The organism is Pseudomonas sp. FEN (assembly GCF_904067045.1).
In the GTDB taxonomy this organism is placed as follows: Bacteria; Pseudomonadota; Gammaproteobacteria; order Pseudomonadales; family Pseudomonadaceae; genus Aquipseudomonas.
On the sequence record NZ_CAJFDC010000010.1, the window covers coordinates 33,669 to 49,495 of the forward strand.

Annotated in this window: 17 protein-coding genes; 7 read left to right on the top strand and 10 right to left on the bottom strand. The window is 62.3% G+C overall.

Annotated elements, in window-relative coordinates:
- Positions 1-83: 83 nt before the first annotated feature.
- The gene (locus PFEN_RS08885) at positions 84-1,112 is read left to right on the top strand and encodes an Ldh family oxidoreductase (RefSeq protein WP_191486475.1); all 1,029 of its coding nucleotides are present in this window, start codon (positions 84-86) and stop codon (positions 1,110-1,112) included.
- Here PFEN_RS08885 and PFEN_RS08890 read toward each other — a convergent pair.
- The 3 genes from PFEN_RS08890 to PFEN_RS08900 all read right to left on the bottom strand — a co-directional run bounded on the left by PFEN_RS08890 (position 1,106) and on the right by PFEN_RS08900 (position 6,439).
- Positions 1,106-2,074 carry a hypothetical protein gene (locus PFEN_RS08890; protein ID WP_191486476.1) on the bottom strand — a complete coding sequence of 323 codons (969 nt, stop codon included), beginning with the start codon at positions 2,072-2,074 and terminating at the stop codon, positions 1,106-1,108. The genes PFEN_RS08885 and PFEN_RS08890 overlap by 7 nt on opposite strands.
- A complete protein-coding gene (locus tag PFEN_RS08895) occupies positions 2,071-5,952 on the bottom strand; it encodes a dermonecrotic toxin domain-containing protein (RefSeq protein WP_191486477.1) in 3,882 nt (1,293 codons plus the stop codon). The genes PFEN_RS08890 and PFEN_RS08895 overlap by 4 nt, the downstream gene beginning before the upstream one ends.
- A gap of 166 nt (positions 5,953-6,118) precedes the next feature.
- Positions 6,119-6,439 (bottom strand): DUF883 family protein, encoded by a 321-nt coding sequence (locus tag PFEN_RS08900; protein WP_191486478.1) that lies wholly within the window; start codon positions 6,437-6,439, stop codon positions 6,119-6,121.
- A gap of 167 nt (positions 6,440-6,606) precedes the next feature.
- Here PFEN_RS08900 and PFEN_RS08905 point away from each other — a divergent pair, with 167 nt between their 5' ends.
- Positions 6,607-6,861 (top strand): hypothetical protein, encoded by a 255-nt coding sequence (locus PFEN_RS08905; protein WP_017125856.1) that lies wholly within the window; start codon positions 6,607-6,609, stop codon positions 6,859-6,861.
- Positions 6,862-6,870: 9 nt separating this feature from the next.
- Here the strand turns inward: PFEN_RS08905 and PFEN_RS08910 are convergent, their stop codons facing one another.
- Positions 6,871-7,353, bottom strand: a complete 483-nt coding sequence (locus PFEN_RS08910) for a GreA/GreB family elongation factor (RefSeq protein ID WP_191486984.1) — start codon at positions 7,351-7,353, stop codon at positions 6,871-6,873.
- A gap of 14 nt (positions 7,354-7,367) precedes the next feature.
- Positions 7,368-7,784 (bottom strand): hypothetical protein, encoded by a 417-nt coding sequence (locus tag PFEN_RS08915; protein WP_191486479.1) that lies wholly within the window; start codon positions 7,782-7,784, stop codon positions 7,368-7,370.
- 124 nt (positions 7,785-7,908) lie between these two features.
- Between PFEN_RS08915 and earP the strand changes: the two genes are divergently transcribed.
- Positions 7,909-9,042, top strand: a complete 1,134-nt coding sequence (earP, locus tag PFEN_RS08920; RefSeq protein WP_191486480.1) for an elongation factor P maturation arginine rhamnosyltransferase EarP — start codon at positions 7,909-7,911, stop codon at positions 9,040-9,042.
- A 48-nt stretch (positions 9,043-9,090) separates the two neighbouring features.
- Positions 9,091-9,660: an elongation factor P gene (locus PFEN_RS08925; RefSeq protein WP_017125860.1), complete on the top strand. Its 570-nt coding sequence runs from the start codon at positions 9,091-9,093 to the stop codon at positions 9,658-9,660.
- Positions 9,661-9,989: 329 nt separating this feature from the next.
- Here PFEN_RS08925 and PFEN_RS08930 read toward each other — a convergent pair whose 3' ends face one another.
- The 4 genes from PFEN_RS08930 to PFEN_RS08945 form a co-directional block, all read right to left on the bottom strand.
- Positions 9,990-11,000, bottom strand: a complete 1,011-nt coding sequence (locus PFEN_RS08930; protein ID WP_191486481.1) for an alpha/beta hydrolase — start codon at positions 10,998-11,000, stop codon at positions 9,990-9,992.
- A gap of 26 nt (positions 11,001-11,026) precedes the next feature.
- A complete protein-coding gene (locus PFEN_RS08935) occupies positions 11,027-11,446 on the bottom strand; it encodes an organic hydroperoxide resistance protein (RefSeq protein WP_191486482.1) in 420 nt (139 codons plus the stop codon).
- Positions 11,447-11,731: 285 nt separating this feature from the next.
- Positions 11,732-12,184, bottom strand: a complete 453-nt coding sequence (locus PFEN_RS08940) for a MarR family winged helix-turn-helix transcriptional regulator (RefSeq protein WP_191486483.1) — start codon at positions 12,182-12,184, stop codon at positions 11,732-11,734.
- A gap of 55 nt (positions 12,185-12,239) precedes the next feature.
- Entirely contained in the window at positions 12,240-12,461 is a 222-nt protein-coding gene (locus PFEN_RS08945) for a hypothetical protein (protein WP_191487004.1), read from the bottom strand.
- A gap of 104 nt (positions 12,462-12,565) precedes the next feature.
- On the opposite strand from PFEN_RS08945, the gene PFEN_RS08950 reads away from it, so the two are divergent.
- A complete protein-coding gene (locus PFEN_RS08950) occupies positions 12,566-13,315 on the top strand; it encodes a sulfite exporter TauE/SafE family protein (RefSeq protein WP_191486484.1) in 750 nt (249 codons plus the stop codon).
- Here PFEN_RS08950 and PFEN_RS08955 read toward each other — a convergent pair.
- Complete coding sequence (locus tag PFEN_RS08955; protein WP_191486985.1) at positions 13,305-14,159, bottom strand: LysR family transcriptional regulator; 855 nt, start codon at positions 14,157-14,159, stop codon at positions 13,305-13,307. The two genes, PFEN_RS08950 and PFEN_RS08955, sit on opposite strands and share 11 nt — an antisense overlap.
- A 97-nt stretch (positions 14,160-14,256) precedes the next feature.
- Between PFEN_RS08955 and PFEN_RS08960 the strand changes: the two genes are divergently transcribed.
- Together PFEN_RS08960 and PFEN_RS08965 are read left to right on the top strand one after the other, a co-directional pair.
- Positions 14,257-14,484 (top strand): DUF1127 domain-containing protein, encoded by a 228-nt coding sequence (locus PFEN_RS08960; protein ID WP_191486986.1) that lies wholly within the window; start codon positions 14,257-14,259, stop codon positions 14,482-14,484.
- Positions 14,485-14,542: 58 nt separating this feature from the next.
- Positions 14,543-15,754, top strand: coding sequence for a winged helix-turn-helix domain-containing protein (locus PFEN_RS08965; protein ID WP_191486485.1), 1,212 nt, complete (start codon positions 14,543-14,545; stop codon positions 15,752-15,754).
- Positions 15,755-15,827: the final 73 nt, after the last annotated feature.

A 15,827-nucleotide genomic window follows, 5' to 3' on the forward strand; every position in this document is an offset into this window, starting at 1 on the left:
CCGCCGGATAGTCTGGACGCCTGCCCAAGCACTGCTTTTCTCTCATCGACCGAATAATAAATAAATCGGAATCGGAGCTTCGGATGTCTGTACCCAGCGAGACGGCTACTCAAACTATTTCCTACAGCGATCTGGTGGCATTGCTCGCCCAGGTCTTCCTGTGCCATGGCACCTCGGCGGAAGTTGCCCGGGTCCTGGCCGAGAACTGCGCCAGCGCCGAGCGCGACGGCGCCCACAGTCACGGGGTGTTCCGGATTCCCGGGTATGTCTCCACGCTTGCCAGCGGTTGGGTGGATGGCAAGGCGATTCCGCTGGTCGAGGATGTCGCCTCCGGGTTTGTCCGGGTCGATGCCGCCAACGGTTTTGCCCAGCCGGCGCTCGCCGCCGCCCGGGCGTTGCTGCTGGAAAAGGCGCGCAGTGCCGGGATCGCGGTGCTGGCGATCCGCAACTCCCATCACTTCGCCGCGCTCTGGCCGGATGTCGAGCCCTTCGCTTATCAGGGCCTGGTGGCCTTGAGCGTGGTCAACAGCATGACCTGCGTGGTGCCCCATGGTGCCGAGCGTCCGCTGTTCGGGACCAACCCGATCGCCTTCGCCGCGCCGCGGGCCGGTGGCGATCCGATCGTGTTCGACCTGGCCACCAGCGCCATGGCCCACGGCGATGTACAGATTGCCGCCCGCGAGGGACGCAGCCTGCCGCCCGGCGTGGGTGTGGACCGCGACGGTCAGCCGACCTGCGACCCCAAGGCGATTCTCGACGGCGGTGCGCTCCTGCCGTTCGGCGGCCACAAGGGCTCGGCGTTGTCGATGATGGTCGAGTTGCTGGCGGCGGCCCTGACCGGCGGGAATTTTTCGTTCGAGTTCGACTGGTCGAAACATCCGGGCGCCAAGACCCCCTGGACCGGGCAGTTGCTCATAGTCATCGACCCGGCCAAATCGGCGGGGCAGGACTTCGCCGAGCGTGCCCGGACCCTGGTCAGCCAGATGCAGGGGGTCGGCCTGCAACGCCTGCCGGGGGACCGGCGTCATCAGCAACGGGCCGAGTCGCTGCGCGACGGGATCGTCCTGGCCGAGCGCGATCTGCGGCAGTTGCGCGCACTGGCCGGTCAATGAGCCTGGCCGCCTGGGGTGTGCGACGCTCCAGGCGCGCGGTTGACCCCTCCCTGGAGGAGGGGATGGTACTCGAGCGGTCTTCCCAGGTGAGTGAGCAACAAGGTCAGGGAGTCCGCATTGTCCAGGATGACGTCGACTCTTTTGTGTTCATCCGAGAAAAACACGCTGCGGGCTTCATCCAGATCCCGGGTTCCAGTGAGTTGCAAAATACGCTGTAAAGGTTTTCCCACCAGCTCGTACCAGTGCAAGTCGTCGTCATCGGGTTCTTTGAACAGTTCATTGGCGGGGGTGGTACTGGAGAAGGCGTGCTTCTGGATGCGCTCCAGAAGGTCGTGGCGAAGCCTGCCCTCCAGCGTGCTGGTATCCAACAGGTCGAGGAAGGGCCGGCTCGAATCCAGATAGCTGAAGTCGAGGGTATCGAGCACCAGATGGCTGGCTTCATGCAGCAGGACCGCGGCCATGTTGTGTCCCAGCAAGTCGAAGGTTCTTGGGCGCGTGGGGAAGTAGATCTGGAAGCCGGGATCGAAAAAACGCTCGGTCAGATAGATTCTCCTGGCCGTATCCTTGGACAAGGTGAACGCCTGGGTGCTCTGTTCCGGGTGCAGGGCCGAACCCACGACATAGCGTGGCGAGGTCTCGGGACTGAGCGATGGCTTGAGCAGTTCCCCGAGCAGCATGTGCGCGCGGAACTTGACTTTCTTTATCGTGAGTTCACTCAGCGGGGACATATCGAAGAACTCCTCCATGAAGAGACGGCGCTTTTGATCCATGGCGGTGCCGGAAAAAAGGTGGTCCAGATTCAGCAGGGCGGCGGTCAGATAGGCCAGTGCCTGTTCGTGTCCATGGCGGATCATGCGCGCCCGGTGGGGGTAGAGCCGACGGATGCTGTCCATCCCGATCGCCTGCACGCGCATTTCCTCGCGGATCGCTTTTTGGTTCATGCAATGATTGAACAGTTTCATTGCACCAGGTCCTCGATGCAGTGCCCTGGCCGGTCGAATGACCACTGTTGATGCCTGTCCTGTTGCAGCCAGGGGCCCCGGGTGTTGTCCTTGAAGACGCGCCAGCGTCGATCATCTTGCTGGACCTGAAAGACTTTTCCACCGACCACCGCGAAGGTGCTGCCGGTCGTTGGCTCGTGGTGCAGGCCACCGGCCAGATCCAGGGTCATGTCCTCCAGCGCCACGTCATGGGCTTCAAAAGCGAGGATCGCGGCTTTTTGCCCGCTTGTCAGGCGGCTGTCCGCCCAGGCAGGCATGGGAAAGGGCGACTCGATGACGCCCTCGGTTTCCGTTTGCGCGATTCCGGCGAGGCTCGACGGGCTCCAGCCCCGGCGCGCCACCGCCAGTTGTGCCAGGCTGATGACGAACGCCTCGATCGCCTCGCTCCAGTGATCCTGCCAGGCTTTTTCCGTCGCATCCTTGAGCTGCGCAAAGGTCTGCCAGATCAGCAGTGGCAAGCGCAACCGGCCGAGCAGGTACGTCCCGCCCTGGTAAAGACCGCCCTTGAGCCTGGACAGCACATTGCTCCAGGCTGGGCTCTGGTCTTGCACGCTTTGCCGACCGAGCAGGTCCTTGAGCAGCGCGGTCGTATCCTGGTAGAGCCGTTGGAACAGGTTGCCGCGTAGCGGATTGTCACTGATCGCCAGGGCCGCTCGCCGCGCCGTGAATACCTGTCGCGCGTAATGCTCGCGCCGCTCAGGGGCAAGTCTTTCGAGGACCCGTTGTTGCAGACTGGTCGAGTCCCGCAGGTCCGCCAGGAATGCCGCTTCATCGGGGTATTCCTGGAAAATCGGCTGGGGGCCCTGTGGGCTGAACAGGATTCGCGGGCCGCCCTTGCCGGGTTGCGGGCCGATCAGGTAGAAACCGGCCACCGGGTCGGCTTCGGACTGGGCGTTGCTGATCAATTCCACTGGGCGCAGGTCGATGCGCTGCCCGTTCAGGGGCTTTCTGGCGAGACCGTCCGGCATCGCCAGCAGGTGTTTGATAAAATCGTGGGCGGTCGCGGACAAGGTGTTCTGGATCACCTGGGTGAAAGCGTGCAGCAGGCTCTGCCAGAAAAAGTGTTGGCGAAAGGCCGGGTGGCGTTGGCTGTCGGACAGATAGGACTCGAGCAGGTTCGCATAGTGGCTGCCCACGGCGGCCTCTTGCACCAATGTCTTGAGGCGATCGGGGGTCAGTGCCTTGGGCAGGACACCTTCGAGCATGTGCACCCGCAGCGAGCTGTGGTCGATGTCGTCGAAGTGCCGCAGGGCGAAGTCGGTCAGCGATTCGCGAATGACCTCGGCGGCATTGCGCAGCGTCAGCACCACACTGATCTTGTCGGGGTCCAGCCGGGCTGTCGGAAAGTCCCGTGACAGCAGGCTCATGACCTTGGTCCTGGCATTGTCGCGGATATCGGGAATGTCCTGGTGATAGTCGGGCGTTGTCGCGGCGTCCTGGCGATAGCGGTCGAGCAGGGTTGCCAGGGCGAACTGGCGGCTGTCGCTGGTACCGGCCAACCAGCTTGGCATGGCCAGGTGCAGGGCGGCGTTCTCCGCGCCCTGGATGGCTTTCTCAAGCGCGGGCAGCGTCGAATGGGCGTCAAGACAAGACTGCAGATGCAGGTGAAAGTGCTCGCCCGAGTACCCTGAGGCCATGGCCTTGGCGAGATCGCCCAGCGCCTTGTCGACCAGCGAGTGCTGCTGATCGCCGGGCAAGCTGTTTCGAATGAGCTCAAAGCCCAGTGCCGGATAAGCCTGATGGGGGCTGGGTTGGTTTTGCGCCAGGGGTAAATTCGCCGGTCGTTCGTGTCTGGCGATGTTCTCCAGCAAGGCCAGGCGTTCCAGAGGGTCATGCAGGCGCCGTTGCAACTCCACTTCGGCGGCCTGAAACGAGTGGAAGGCTTGTGCTCCCTGGACCGGGGTCCAGAGCAGCACGCTTGCGCAATACTCGGTGTCCAGGCCGCCCCGTTCGGTCAGCAGAAAGCAGTTGTGCAGTTTGACCGGCGCTGCCGCCGCATCGGTCCTGAACGTCAGTGCGAAGGCGTCTGGAATGAATCCGCGCAAGCCGCGGCGCCGGTCCCGTCGATGGCCATCGAGCAGGTTGTCGAGCAGCTCCAGGTCGGCTTCCCGCAAGGCGCCCCGTAGCACCTTGAATTGTGCTTCACGGCGCAACCCGCAAATCACGGCTTCGCTCAGCGACTCGGACAGTTCGCCATATACGGAGCGTTGCTGGCGCAGGTAGTGCCCGAAAAAATCCGCCATGGCCTTGTCGACGATTGTGTTGAGCTGTGCGATGTCCAGGTTGGCGACGCGCGCCCAGTTGCCCTTGGGATCTTTGCTGAACAGGCCGCTATGGGGGGCCTTTGCCAGCGCGCCGCTGTGTTGGGTCAGGCGCTCCAGGAAATGCTCCACGAGGTTCTGCGAACGGCTGGGCACCTGCGTCGTATCGCCGAATGTGGGAAGGGCGGACGCATACTGATTGATGTAGAGGTTGTCGGGCGACAGCTTGCCGCCGTGGGCAAGGTTCAGTTCCCTGGACAGTTCGCTTTGGATGAAGCCCTTGAGGCTCGGGCGTCTGTCCAGCCCCTCGGCGAGGCGGGTCTTGAGCGTGTTCAGCGTTTTCAGCTGGTACCTGACGGTCTCCAGCGTCGGCAGCAGGGTGCGTCGCCGGCTCGGCTCGACGAGTTTCTCGCTGGGCGAAAGGTCCAGGCGGTGGCTCCAGCGACCCAGGGGCGTGAGTGTCGCCAGGCGCGGGTCGATCAAGGCTCGAACATCCAGTGCTTGCTCGAACGCCGCGGCGAGTGCCAGCGCGCCGTTGCTGGTGCGATAGCGCTCGAAGACGTATTTCACGTTATCCCGTTGTTTGGCGACAATGCTGTCGAGCTGTTCGGTGAACACCGACAGGTTGCCCGGTAGCAGCGCGGTGCCGGTGATTTGCGAGTTCTTCAAGTCAGCGCGTTCGCGCAGTGACAGGCCGTGGCGCAGCTCATCGCCTTGATCGGGGTCCTGAAGTCGTGCCTTGACCGAGGCCAGCAGTGCTGGTTCGCTTTCGAACGTCTGTAATCGAGCGGCGGCATAGAGGAAGAAACCTGGCTGTTGCTGGCGCTCGCTGCGCACGACAAAGGCGTTGGCCAGTACTGACGAGCGTTCGCTGGTTTTGATCTCCAGGGAGTAGACCGTCAGATCCCGCAGGCGCGTGGCTTCCAGAGGGTAGAGCCCGCACAGGAGGTAGCCGTCCTCGGGACTGAGTGCATTCCAGTCCCGCTCTTGCAGCAGTTCGGCTCGAAAGCGCGTGCCCATGGCGTCGATGAACAGCTCCTGGCGTGCTTGCCCGTTGTCGAGAGGCTCTTTCCAGAAGGCCCGCAGTGCGCTTTCCAAGTGGTTGATCAATTGGTCGGAGAGATTCGCAATGGTCTTTTCCCACGTCGCGGTATCCGTTACCGAGCAGACGTAGCCGGGGGCAACGAACTCGCGGGTCTGCCCCGTGGGCCAACCGCCCCGGTTGTAGCATTCCAGCAAGGTCTCGCTGAGCGACCGGGTCGAGATCCGCCGCAGTGGAAGCGAGGCCGCGTGCCCGTCCGAGGTCGGCGGTTCATAGCTGATGACCCGCAGGGAACTCAGGCTGACTTGGGCGAAGCGTTGGCCCAGCGTGCGTTCGAGCAGTTGGTCGAGCAGGGACTTCAGCGGGGGCAGCCTGAGCAATTCGTCATGCAGGTTCTTCAGGGTGTGGTCGAGGTTGTTTTCAATGGATTGGCGCCGATTGGCCTGGGTGATCTGCAGCGCTGTTTCCCGTGCGTTGGGGGCATCGCGCAGTTCCAGGGCTTCGGAGAACTCGTAGGGGGATGAATCGAGGGTCATGGTTTTTGCCTTCGTTCGTACTGACGAACCGCTGGGCACTGGCAGGCCAGGCTTGGCGGGGAATGGCAAAAACGCTATCGAATGGCGCGGCGGTGGAGGTGGTAGATAGTCCTTCGGCGGCCGTGTCCCTTGTCGGGCGACAAGGGACCGTACAAGCAGGGAGCAATCAGTGACGACGGCCCAGCAGCAGGCCGACCACCAGGCCGAAGCCAGCGGAAATCGCCACGGTCTGCCACGGATGGCCGCCGATATAGATTTCAGTCGCCTCGACCGCTGGCTGGGTGCTTTCACGCACATGCGTCACCGATTCCAGCGCCTGCTTGAGCTTCTGGCTGATCTGGCTACGCAGGCTCTCGCCTTCCTCGCCGACCAGCGAGGCGCTTTCCTTCAGCAGTCTTTCCGACTCCTGGATCAGTGCTTGCAACTCGCTGAAGGCCTGGTCCTTGATCTGGTCCTCGGCGGCTTGTATGGCGGATTTACGGGCCATGGCAATCTTCCTTTCAAGTGAGTGATGCGGTGAATAATGGGAGTCGGTTGGGCGGGGGAAAGTTGCAAGTTTTTCAGTCCGGGATCTTGGCTGGCTCCAAAATCCACGGCCGGATATTTCTATCGACAGTGTAAGATACGACTCTATTTACACCGCAGGATTTTCCAATGAGCTTCAATCTGGCTAACAAGTCCCTGGCCGAGCGTGCCGCCATCGAAGACGAAAAGTCGCGGCTGTTCGACCTCTGGCAGAGCAACCTGGGCAAGGCCAAGGGCGAGGCCGCGCGCCTGTTCGGCGAGCGTGCCAAGCGCAAGGGCAAGTGGGCGGAATGGGTGCGCGCGGAACTCGACACCTTGTCGCCGCCGGAATACACCAGCATGGTACGCAGTGAAGTCAACCGGCTGATGGCCGCGGCCAAGTAAGCCCGGGACTCACTCCACCCGGATGACACTATAGCGCTGGGCCACGCCGTCGACCTTGATCTCCACGTCGTCACCCTCCTGTTTGCCCAGCAACGCCGCGCCCAAGGGCGAGCGCGGGCTGATGACCGTGATCAGTTGGCCCGCGCCCTCGATCTTGAGTCCGGCGGCGTCGGGCGCCAGAAACAGCCATTGTTCGCTGCCGTTCTCGGCCTCGAGTGCCAGCAGGGCACCCAACTGGATACCGTTCCGCTCGTCGTAAGGACGCAGGGGCAGTTCCCGGCAGCGCTTGAGGGCCTGGCGGATTTCCTCCATGCGCCGGGCTTGTCCGGTGGCCAGGTATGAAGCCTCCAGGCCCAGGGTGTCGTACTTGTTCTCGGCGACGTTTTCCTCGTGGGTCGCGGTTTCGTAGGCGGTTTGCGCGGCGCGCTGCAAGACGTCGAGATCGATTTCCAGCTGTTCCAGGAGCCGTTGCCGCACGGCGTGTTTGTCCATCATGCTGATGTCGCTCAATTGCAGAACTGCAGCACGTTGGCCCGGCTCTTGTCAGTGGGCGCGGTCTGGTCCTGTTGCAGCCAGAACTGGCACTTGGGGTTGGACAGGTTGCGGTAGCTGCTGCGGGCCTGTTCCAGGCGCTGCTGTTCTTCGTTCTTGAAGAGGTTCTGTTTGTATTGCTCGAACATCTGCGTCGAATCGCCGCCGCTTTGCGGCGCGCTGGTGGTGACCGCGGGCGGCGGGTTAGTCAGTTGGCGGGCGGCCTCGGCCAACGGCGCCAGGGACTGTGGGACAAAGATCCGTGCCAGCAGCCAGGCCGTCAGCGCCAGGACCATGCCGCCCACCCAGATGCCCAGGGCGATGCTGGCGGTCAATTGCAGTGGATTGAGGCTGATATAGAGTGGACGACGCGCTTGTCGGCGGTAAGACATGGGACCTCCTGGCAGGGCGATTTGGAGCAAAGGGCGATTGTCGCATGAAGATTAATCGACATCGGCTCTTCTGCGCGCGTGGATTTATGCGGACAATCGAGGTTTTTGCCAAGCGGAGCCTGGAATGAAGGCCACCTGGGATATTTTCTGTACGGTTGTGGATAACTTCGGCGATATCGGGGTGACCTGGCGCCTGGCCCGACAGCTGGCCGCCGAACATGACTGTGCCGTGCGCCTGTGGGTCGATGACCTGCGAGCTTTCGAGCACCTGTGCCCGGCGATCGATGTCGCGCTCGACCGGCAGACGCAGCGCGGGATCGAGGTGTGCCGCTGGTCGACGCCCTGGGCGGCGGCACAGGCGGCCGATGTGGTGATCGCGGCCTTTGCCTGTTCGTTGCCCCATGCTTACATGGAGGCCATGGCGGCACGGGACAAGGCGCCGTTATGGCTCAATCTCGACTACCTCAGCGCCGAAGAGTGGATCGTCGGTTGCCACGGGCTGCCATCGGTCAAGTTCAGGCAGGTGCAGAAATACTTCTTTTTTCCGGGATTTCAAGCCGGGACCGGCGGTCTGTTGCGTGAAGCCGGGCTGCTCGAGCAGCGCCGGGCTTTTGTCCAGGATCCACGGGCGCGCGGTGATTTCCTGCGTGGACTGGGCGTCGAGCCGACGGACGGTGTACGGTTCATCTCGCTGTTCGCCTATGAGAACGAAGGACTGGCCAGCTGGCTCGATGCCCTGGCGATCGATCCCCGGCCAACCCGGTTGCTGGTGCCCGAAGGGCGTATTCTGGGCGATGTCCAGCAATGGCTGGGGCGCGCGGGCCTGGCGGCGGGTGCCCGTGAAGTCCGTGGCCAGCTGACGGTACAGGTGCTACCGTTCGTCCCTCAGGAGGATTACGACCGCCTGCTGTGGAGCTGCGACTTCAACGCGGTGCGCGGCGAAGACTCGTTCGTCCGGGCGCAATGGGCGGGGCGCCCGCTGCTCTGGCACATCTATCGTCAGGACGACGACGCTCACCTGGATAAGCTGGAAGCCTTTCTCGTGTTGTACACCCAAGGCCTCTCAGCGCCAGCCAAGGCGGCGTTCGAGGGCTGGTGGCGGGCCTGGAATACGGCGGGCGACATGGCCCCGGGCTGGAAGGCGGTGCTGGAAAACGAGCGCGAACTGACCGAACACGCCGAGCGCTGGTGTCTGGAACAGGCTTCGCGGACCGATCTTGCCACGGCGCTGGTGAAGCTTTACCTAAATTGGATATGATACGCGGCCTAGATTTATGTACATCCCATCCAAATTCGGATATTCGCAATGAAAACTGGTAAAGAACTGAAACCCGGTACCGTGATCCGTATCGACAACGATCCTTGGCTGGTTCAGAAAGCTGAATTCACCAAGTCCGGTCGTAACAGCGCGATCATGAAGACCAAGCTGAAGAACCTGCTGACCGGCTACAAGACCGAAACCGTCTACAGCGCCGACGATAAACTGGACGACGTGATCCTCGACCGTAAGGAAGCGACCCTGTCCTTCATCAGCGGCGACTCCTACACGTTCATGGACACCACCGACTACACCATGTACGAGCTGAACGCCGAAGACATCGAGGCCGTTCTGCCGTTCGTCGAAGAAGGCATGACCGACGTCTGCGAAGCCGTGTTCTTCGAAGACCGTCTGGTATCCGTGGAGCTGCCGACCACCATCGTGCGTCAGGTTGACTACACCGAAGGTTCCGCTCGCGGTGACACTTCCGGCAAGGTGATGAAGCCTGCCAAACTGAAGAACGGTACCGAACTGTCGGTAGCTGACTTCATCGAAATCGGCGACATGATCGAGATCGATACCCGTGAAGGCGGTTCCTATAAAGGCCGTGCCAAATAAGCACTGCTTTTCGCCGCACGAACAAAGAAGCCCGGACATGCTCCGGGCTTTTTTGTGTCTGCATATTTCTGGGGCGACACCGCGATCCCTTGTGGACAGGCTTGCCGGAGATGGCTTGCGTTTGAGCCACGCAAGGCTCAAGGGCCTCTTCGCGGCGGTGCGGCGTCCCGACAAGCCTTGCTCCTACAGTTTCTCGGCGGACACAGCAGCGGCGGACGACACAAACCTGTAGGAGCGGCCGGTCGACGCTCGATTGCCCGCGAAGACGTCGGTTCAGGCGCTGCCGGACGAAGGGGCTGCATCGCTGGCAATCCTACCGAGGACGATGTTTATTTCAGGTGTTCTTTCAGCTCTTGCGAAGCCTGCAACATGGCCGAACGCACTTCCGGCACCTGGCTGACCACATTGAGCAAGCCGAAGTCGTGGATCATGCCGTTGTAGCGCACGCTGGTCACCGCTACGCCGGCCTCATCCAGCTTGCGCCCGTAGGCCTCGCCCTCGTCCCGCAGCACATCGGCCCCGGCGGTCTGGATCAGCGCGGGCGGCAGGCCCTTGAGCTGATCCGGGGTCGCGCGTAGCGGCGAGGCATAGATCTCGCCGCGTTGCTTGGCGTCCGTGGTGTAGTTGTCCCAGAACCATTTCATCATGTTCTTGCTGAGGAAGTGCCCCTCGGCGTACTGGTTGTAGGATGCGGTTTCGAAATTGGCATCGGTCACCGGCCACAACAACAGCTGGAACTTGATCGCCGGCGTACCCTTGTCCTTGGCCATCAGGCTGACCACCGCGGCCATGTTGCCGCCGACGCTGTTGCCGGCCACGGCCAGGCGCTGGCCATCGAGATTGATCTCCTTGCCGTGCTCCGCGACCCATTTTGTCGCGGCGTAGGCCTGGTTGATCGCCACCGGGTAGTGCGCTTCCGGGGACGGCGTGTAGTTGACGAACACCGCCGCCGCACCCGACCCGACCACCAGGTCACGCACCAGTCGCTCGTGGGTCGGGAAGTCCCCGAGGACCCAGCCGCCACCGTGGAAGAACATGAACACCGGCAGCCTGCCCTTGACCCCGGCCGGTCGGACGATGGTCAGTTGCAACGGCTTGCCGTCGACCTGGATGGTCTTCTGGCTGACGTCGGCACGCGGCAGGGTCAGCTTGACCCCCGACTGCGCACCGGACAGCACGGCACGGGCTTCTGTCGGCGTCATCTGTTCCATCGGCTTGCCGCCGCCGCTGTTCAAGGCATTGAGAAACGCCTGGGTGTTGTATTCGACATCACCGGCGAAGGCGCTCTGGACGGACAGCGCGAGCAGGGTACCGGTCAGGACTTTGCTGAAAGTGTTCATGTTCGGATCCTTGAATGACGAGATGGTTAGACGCTGACGTGCAGACGTACGTCGACGTTGCCACGGGTGGCGTTGGAGTACGGGCAGACCTGGTGGGCCGCCTCGACCAGGCTCTGCGCGTCGGCTTGTTCCAGGCCCGGCAGGCTGATGTGCAAGTCGATATCCAGGCCGAAACCACCGGGAATCTGACCGATGCCGACATGGGCGGTGATCGCCGCGTCGGCCGGGATCTGGCGCTTGCTCTGGCTGGCGACGAATTTCAGGGCGCCGATGAAGCAGGCCGAGTAACCGGCGGCGAACAGTTGTTCCGGGTTGGTCGCCGCACCGCCGGCACCGCCGAGTTCTTTCGGGGTGGCGAGCTTGACGTCGAGAACCTGGTCACTGGAAACCGCACGACCGTCACGGCCACCGGTGGAGGTTGCGATTGCGGTATAGAGCGTTTGCATGGTGAGCCTCGTCATTTGAAGTTTGTAATTATGCGCAAAATGTTAGCGCGTTAACTAAGTGCGGGATAAATGTATCTCGCAAATATTTTGCGCGCAAGATAAATTTTCAAAAAGCTGGATTCGATTTTTACGGATGGGTCGGGGAGGGAGCTTAACGGTAACCGTGAGGGGATAGCCGCGAGCCGGATCGCCTCCGCAGCTAGGAGCGATCCGACTTTTCTGTAGGAATGGCCGGTGGACGTTCGATTGCCAGGGCTCAGGGCGAAGCGCTGAAAAGGCGAAGGCTCAGAGGCTGTCTTGCAAATGTCCGCGCAAAGCCAGCAGCTCGGCCTGGAGGGCGCGCAGGCGTTCCAGGGAGTCGCCGCTGGCGGCGAGTATGCACTGCGGGATACCCCGTGCCTGCTCGCGCAAGGCCCGGCCCTGTTCGGTCAATTCGACGATGACCACGCGCTCGTCCTCCTTGCTCCGGGTCCGGCTCAGCAGCCCCTCGCTTTCGAGGCGCTTGAGCAGGGGGGTCAGGGAGCCCGGATCGGTCAGCAGGCGCGTGCTGATCTCACCCACGGTCAGGCCGTCCTTCTCCCAGAGCACCATCATTGCCAGGTATTGCGGATAGGTCAGGTTGAGGGCCTGGAGCAGGGGTTTGTAGACCTTGGTCATCAACAACGAGGTGGAGTGCAGGGCAAAGCACACCTGATGGTCCAGAAGCAGGTCGTCACAGTTGTCGCGGTTGCTGGTCATTGCTAAAGCCTTATGCGTTACGTCCGATGAATCTAGCGGTCAAATCTTTAATGCGCTAGAGAATTCTCCCACCTTGGTGTCGTTCCAGTCCGCTTTGCAGGACCAGGTCCCAAGGTGGCACGGGCCTGAAACGGCTCTTGAGCAACTCCAGCAGCAAGCGGCTGCGGGAGTTGGCCGGTTGTTCCAGGCGTAACGGGTAGACACCGGCGGGAAAACTGCCGGTTTCCGGGACATAGAGACACAGCCCAAGCTGATCGGTCAGGGTTGTAGGATTCATATGGGGTTGCATGCGCGACATTGGCATAAGCATTTTGCGTTGCTGTGCGTTTCCGCGTTAGCACGGACTGCGTAGCATGCAGGCCATTGAGTGGGGAGGTGGTTGTGATCGAATTGATTGAGTACGGGGTTCTGGGCGTCCTGATGGGCGCGGTGGGCGGTTTGTTCGGTATTGGCGGCGGCCTGATCGCGATTCCGGTGCTGGGTATCCTGTTCGGGCTGGACCAGCAGTTGGCCCAGGGCACGGCATTGGTGATGGTGGTACCCAATGTGGTGCTGGCATTGCATCGCTATAACCAGCGCAACCGTATCGAGTTGCGTCACGCGCTGCCGCTGGTGCTGATGAGTTTCTGTTTTGCCTGGCTTGGCGCCCTGTGGGCGGTAGGGTTGGACGCGCGCAGCATGCGCCTGGGCTTTGTCGGTTTCCTGTTGGCCTTGTCGCTCTACAACCTGGTGCGGGTGTTCATGGCGCCAGCCGCGGTTTATCCGCGGATGCGTTATCCCTGGCCCTGGCTGGGCGTGCTGGGCGCGGCATCGGGAACCATGGGGGGGCTGTTCGGCGTCGGTGGCGCCGTGGTGGCGACGCCGTTCCTGACCAGCGTTTTTGGCACATCGCAGGTAGTTGCCCAAGGGCTGTCGCTGGCCCTGGCGCTACCCAGCACCAGTGTCACGCTGATTACCTATGCGCTGCACCATGAGGTCGACTGGGCCATGGGGGTCCCCATGGCCGTGGGGGGGCTGTTGAGCATAAGTTGGGGGGTGAAGGTGGCCCACGCCTTGTCGGAAAAGCTCCTGCGTATCTTGTTCTGTGGCTTCCTGATGCTCTGTGCGGCGTTGCTCACACTTAAAGTCTGAAGCCCTCGACGATGTGCTCGGCCAGGCATTCGGTGATCGGCGAGGGTTTGTTCGGGTTCCGCAACAGCATGATATTGGCCAGTGGCAACTGCGGCAGTCCCTCGGCCTCGCCGAGAATGCGCAAGTCCGGGGTGATCAGGCTTTCCAGTTGCGCGGTGACCGCCAGCCCGGCGCTGACCACCGCCATGATCGCCGCCAGGCTGGAGCAGTTGTAGGCCAGGCGATAGTCCCGGTTCCGGGCGTCCAATGCATTGCAGACCCACTCGGTGCAGAAACAGTCGTTGCTGGGCATGGCCAAGGGCATGACCGCTTGCTCGTGGGTACTGAAACATTGGGCCTCTGCCCAGACCAGCCGCTCCTGGCGCAATAATTGGCCGAGTTCGTTGCCTGGTTTGCGGGTGACGATGGTCAGGTCCAGGTCCTGGCGTTGCAGCAATTGCACGGAGGACTCGCAGTTCACCTCGATCTGGATCAGCGGGTAGAACTGCGCGAAGTGCGACAGGATACCTGGCAGAAAGCGCATCACGTAGTCGTCCGGCACGCCGATCCGCACCATGCCGACCATATGTGGGTCGCGCAGGGTATTGAACACTTCGCTATGCAACTTCAGGATCCGCCGGGCATAGCCGAGCAGGACCTGCCCCTCGACCGTCAGTCGGACCTGGCGCCCGTCGCGCTGGAACAACTGGCGTTTGAGCACATCTTCTTCCAGGCGCTTCATCTGCATGCTGACGGCCGACTGGGTGCGATTGACCTGTTCGCCGGCCTTGGTAAAGCCGCCTTGATCGGCAATCGCAACGAAGGTGCGCAGGACGTCGGTATCGATGCTCGGGTAGCTGGACAATTCATCAATCTCTGAGATGTATTGCATAAAAAACATTCGTTGGATTGATCTTAGCCTCAAGCACAGACTTTCGTCATCCCAACAGGAGGATAGGATGATGAAAGGTCAAAAAGGTTTTGTGTTGATGGGTGGGGCCGGGCACTCGGTGTTTTCGTTGCGGGCCTTGTGGCAGCGGATTGCCCGTTGGCACGAGGTGTCACGCGAGCGTCGGCTGCTGGCGACGTTGAATGACGAGGCGCTCAAGGACATGGGGCTCAGTCGCGCCGATGTCGAGCAGGAAACCCACCAGCACTTCTGGAGCGATCCACTGGGCAAGGGCCGTTGATGGCGCTACACAAATAGTGGGCGAGTGGGGTAGTTTGCGGGTTCACAAGGAGGCGTGCATGCCCGCGGACCAATCGTTTTCATTGCAGCAAGCCCGGCGCCTGGCGCTGGCGGCCCAGGGGTTCCAGGGGCGCAAGACCCAGGCGCTGGTCAAGCCGCCGCAGCTCAATCGGCTGATCGAACGTCTGGGCGTCGTGCAGATCGATTCGGTCAATGCGCTGGTACGTTCGCATTACCTGCCGCTGTTCTCGCGCTTGGGCAACTATGCCCCTGACCTGCTGGACCAGGCCGCCTGGAGTCAGGGGCGGCGGCGTACCTTGTTCGAATACTGGGGGCACGAAGCGTCGTTGCTGCCGATGTCGCTGTACCCGCTGCTGCGCTGGCGCATGCGGCGGGCGTCTCGTGGCGAGGGGATCTATCAACAGATGGCGCGTTTCGGCCGCGAGCAACAGGCGACCATTCGCCGGGTGTTGGCATTGGTCGAGGAGCGCGGCGCGTTGGGCGCGGGCAGTTTGTCGAGTCGTGAGGAAAAGGCCGGGCCCTGGTGGGATTGGAGTGCCGAGAAGCATGCGCTGGAATGGTTGTTCGCCGCCGGTGAAGTGACGGTGGCTGGGCGTCGGGGCTTTGAGCGCCTCTACGATCTACCGGAGCGAGTCATTCCCGCGGCGGTGCTCGGACAGCCGCTGGTCGAGGAGGCCGAGGCCCAGCGCGGTTTGTTGCGCCAGGCCGCGACGGCCCTCGGAGTGGCGACGGAGAAGGACCTGCGTGACTATTTTCGGCTGGACCCCGGCGACAGTCGGGCGCGCCTGGCGGAGTTGCTCGAGGCGGGGGAGTTGCAGGTGGGCGAGGTGCGGGGCTGGCGCCAGCCGGTGTATTGGCGGCCCGACGTCAAGGTCCCGCGCCGGATCGAGGCCAGTGCGTTGTTGTCACCGTTCGACTCGCTGATCTGGGAGCGCAGCCGTACCGAGCGCTTGTTCGATTTCCGTTATCGCTTGGAGATCTATACGCCGCGGCACAAGCGGGTGTATGGCTACTATGTGTTGCCGTTCCTGCATGCTGAGCGGATTGCCGCGCGGGTCGACCTGCGGGCGGAGCGGGCACTCGGGCGGTTGGCGGTGCACGCCGTGCATGAAGAAGAGCCGGGGCTGGATGAGGCGGGGATGGCGGCGTTGGCCGTCAACTTGCGGCAGTTGGCCGAGTGGCTGGGCTTGCCGGATATTCAGCTCAATTGTCAGCGGGCCAGTGCGCAGCGGTTGCGCGGGTTATTGTAGGCGCGGGCTATGTTGGCGCCTGTGAAGGCCTCTTCGCGGGCAAGCACCGCTCCGACAGGTTTCGGGTTGTTCA

Excerpts from the sequence above, each read along its gene's own strand:
- PFEN_RS08900 (WP_191486478.1), bottom strand. The coding sequence starts at position 6,439 with ATGGCCCGTAAATCCGCCATACAAGCCGCCGAGGACCAGATCAAGGAC.
- PFEN_RS08905 (WP_017125856.1), top strand. The coding sequence starts at position 6,607 with ATGAGCTTCAATCTGGCTAACAAGTCCCTGGCCGAGCGTGCCGCCATC.
- PFEN_RS08890 (WP_191486476.1), bottom strand. The coding sequence starts at position 2,074 with ATGAAACTGTTCAATCATTGCATGAACCAAAAAGCGATCCGCGAGGAA.
- PFEN_RS08940 (WP_191486483.1), bottom strand. The coding sequence starts at position 12,184 with ATGACCAGCAACCGCGACAACTGTGACGACCTGCTTCTGGACCATCAG.
- PFEN_RS08895 (WP_191486477.1), bottom strand. The coding sequence starts at position 5,952 with ATGACCCTCGATTCATCCCCCTACGAGTTCTCCGAAGCCCTGGAACTG.
- PFEN_RS08925 (WP_017125860.1), top strand. The coding sequence starts at position 9,091 with ATGAAAACTGGTAAAGAACTGAAACCCGGTACCGTGATCCGTATCGAC.
- PFEN_RS08960 (WP_191486986.1), top strand. The coding sequence starts at position 14,257 with ATGAAAGGTCAAAAAGGTTTTGTGTTGATGGGTGGGGCCGGGCACTCG.
- PFEN_RS08965 (WP_191486485.1), top strand. The coding sequence starts at position 14,543 with ATGCCCGCGGACCAATCGTTTTCATTGCAGCAAGCCCGGCGCCTGGCG.
- earP (WP_191486480.1), top strand. The coding sequence starts at position 7,909 with ATGAAGGCCACCTGGGATATTTTCTGTACGGTTGTGGATAACTTCGGC.
- PFEN_RS08930 (WP_191486481.1), bottom strand. The coding sequence starts at position 11,000 with ATGAACACTTTCAGCAAAGTCCTGACCGGTACCCTGCTCGCGCTGTCC.
- PFEN_RS08910 (WP_191486984.1), bottom strand. The coding sequence starts at position 7,353 with ATGGACAAACACGCCGTGCGGCAACGGCTCCTGGAACAGCTGGAAATC.
- PFEN_RS08885 (WP_191486475.1), top strand. The coding sequence starts at position 84 with ATGTCTGTACCCAGCGAGACGGCTACTCAAACTATTTCCTACAGCGAT.
- PFEN_RS08945 (WP_191487004.1), bottom strand. The coding sequence starts at position 12,461 with ATGAATCCTACAACCCTGACCGATCAGCTTGGGCTGTGTCTCTATGTC.
- PFEN_RS08935 (WP_191486482.1), bottom strand. The coding sequence starts at position 11,446 with ATGCAAACGCTCTATACCGCAATCGCAACCTCCACCGGTGGCCGTGAC.
- PFEN_RS08915 (WP_191486479.1), bottom strand. The coding sequence starts at position 7,784 with ATGTCTTACCGCCGACAAGCGCGTCGTCCACTCTATATCAGCCTCAAT.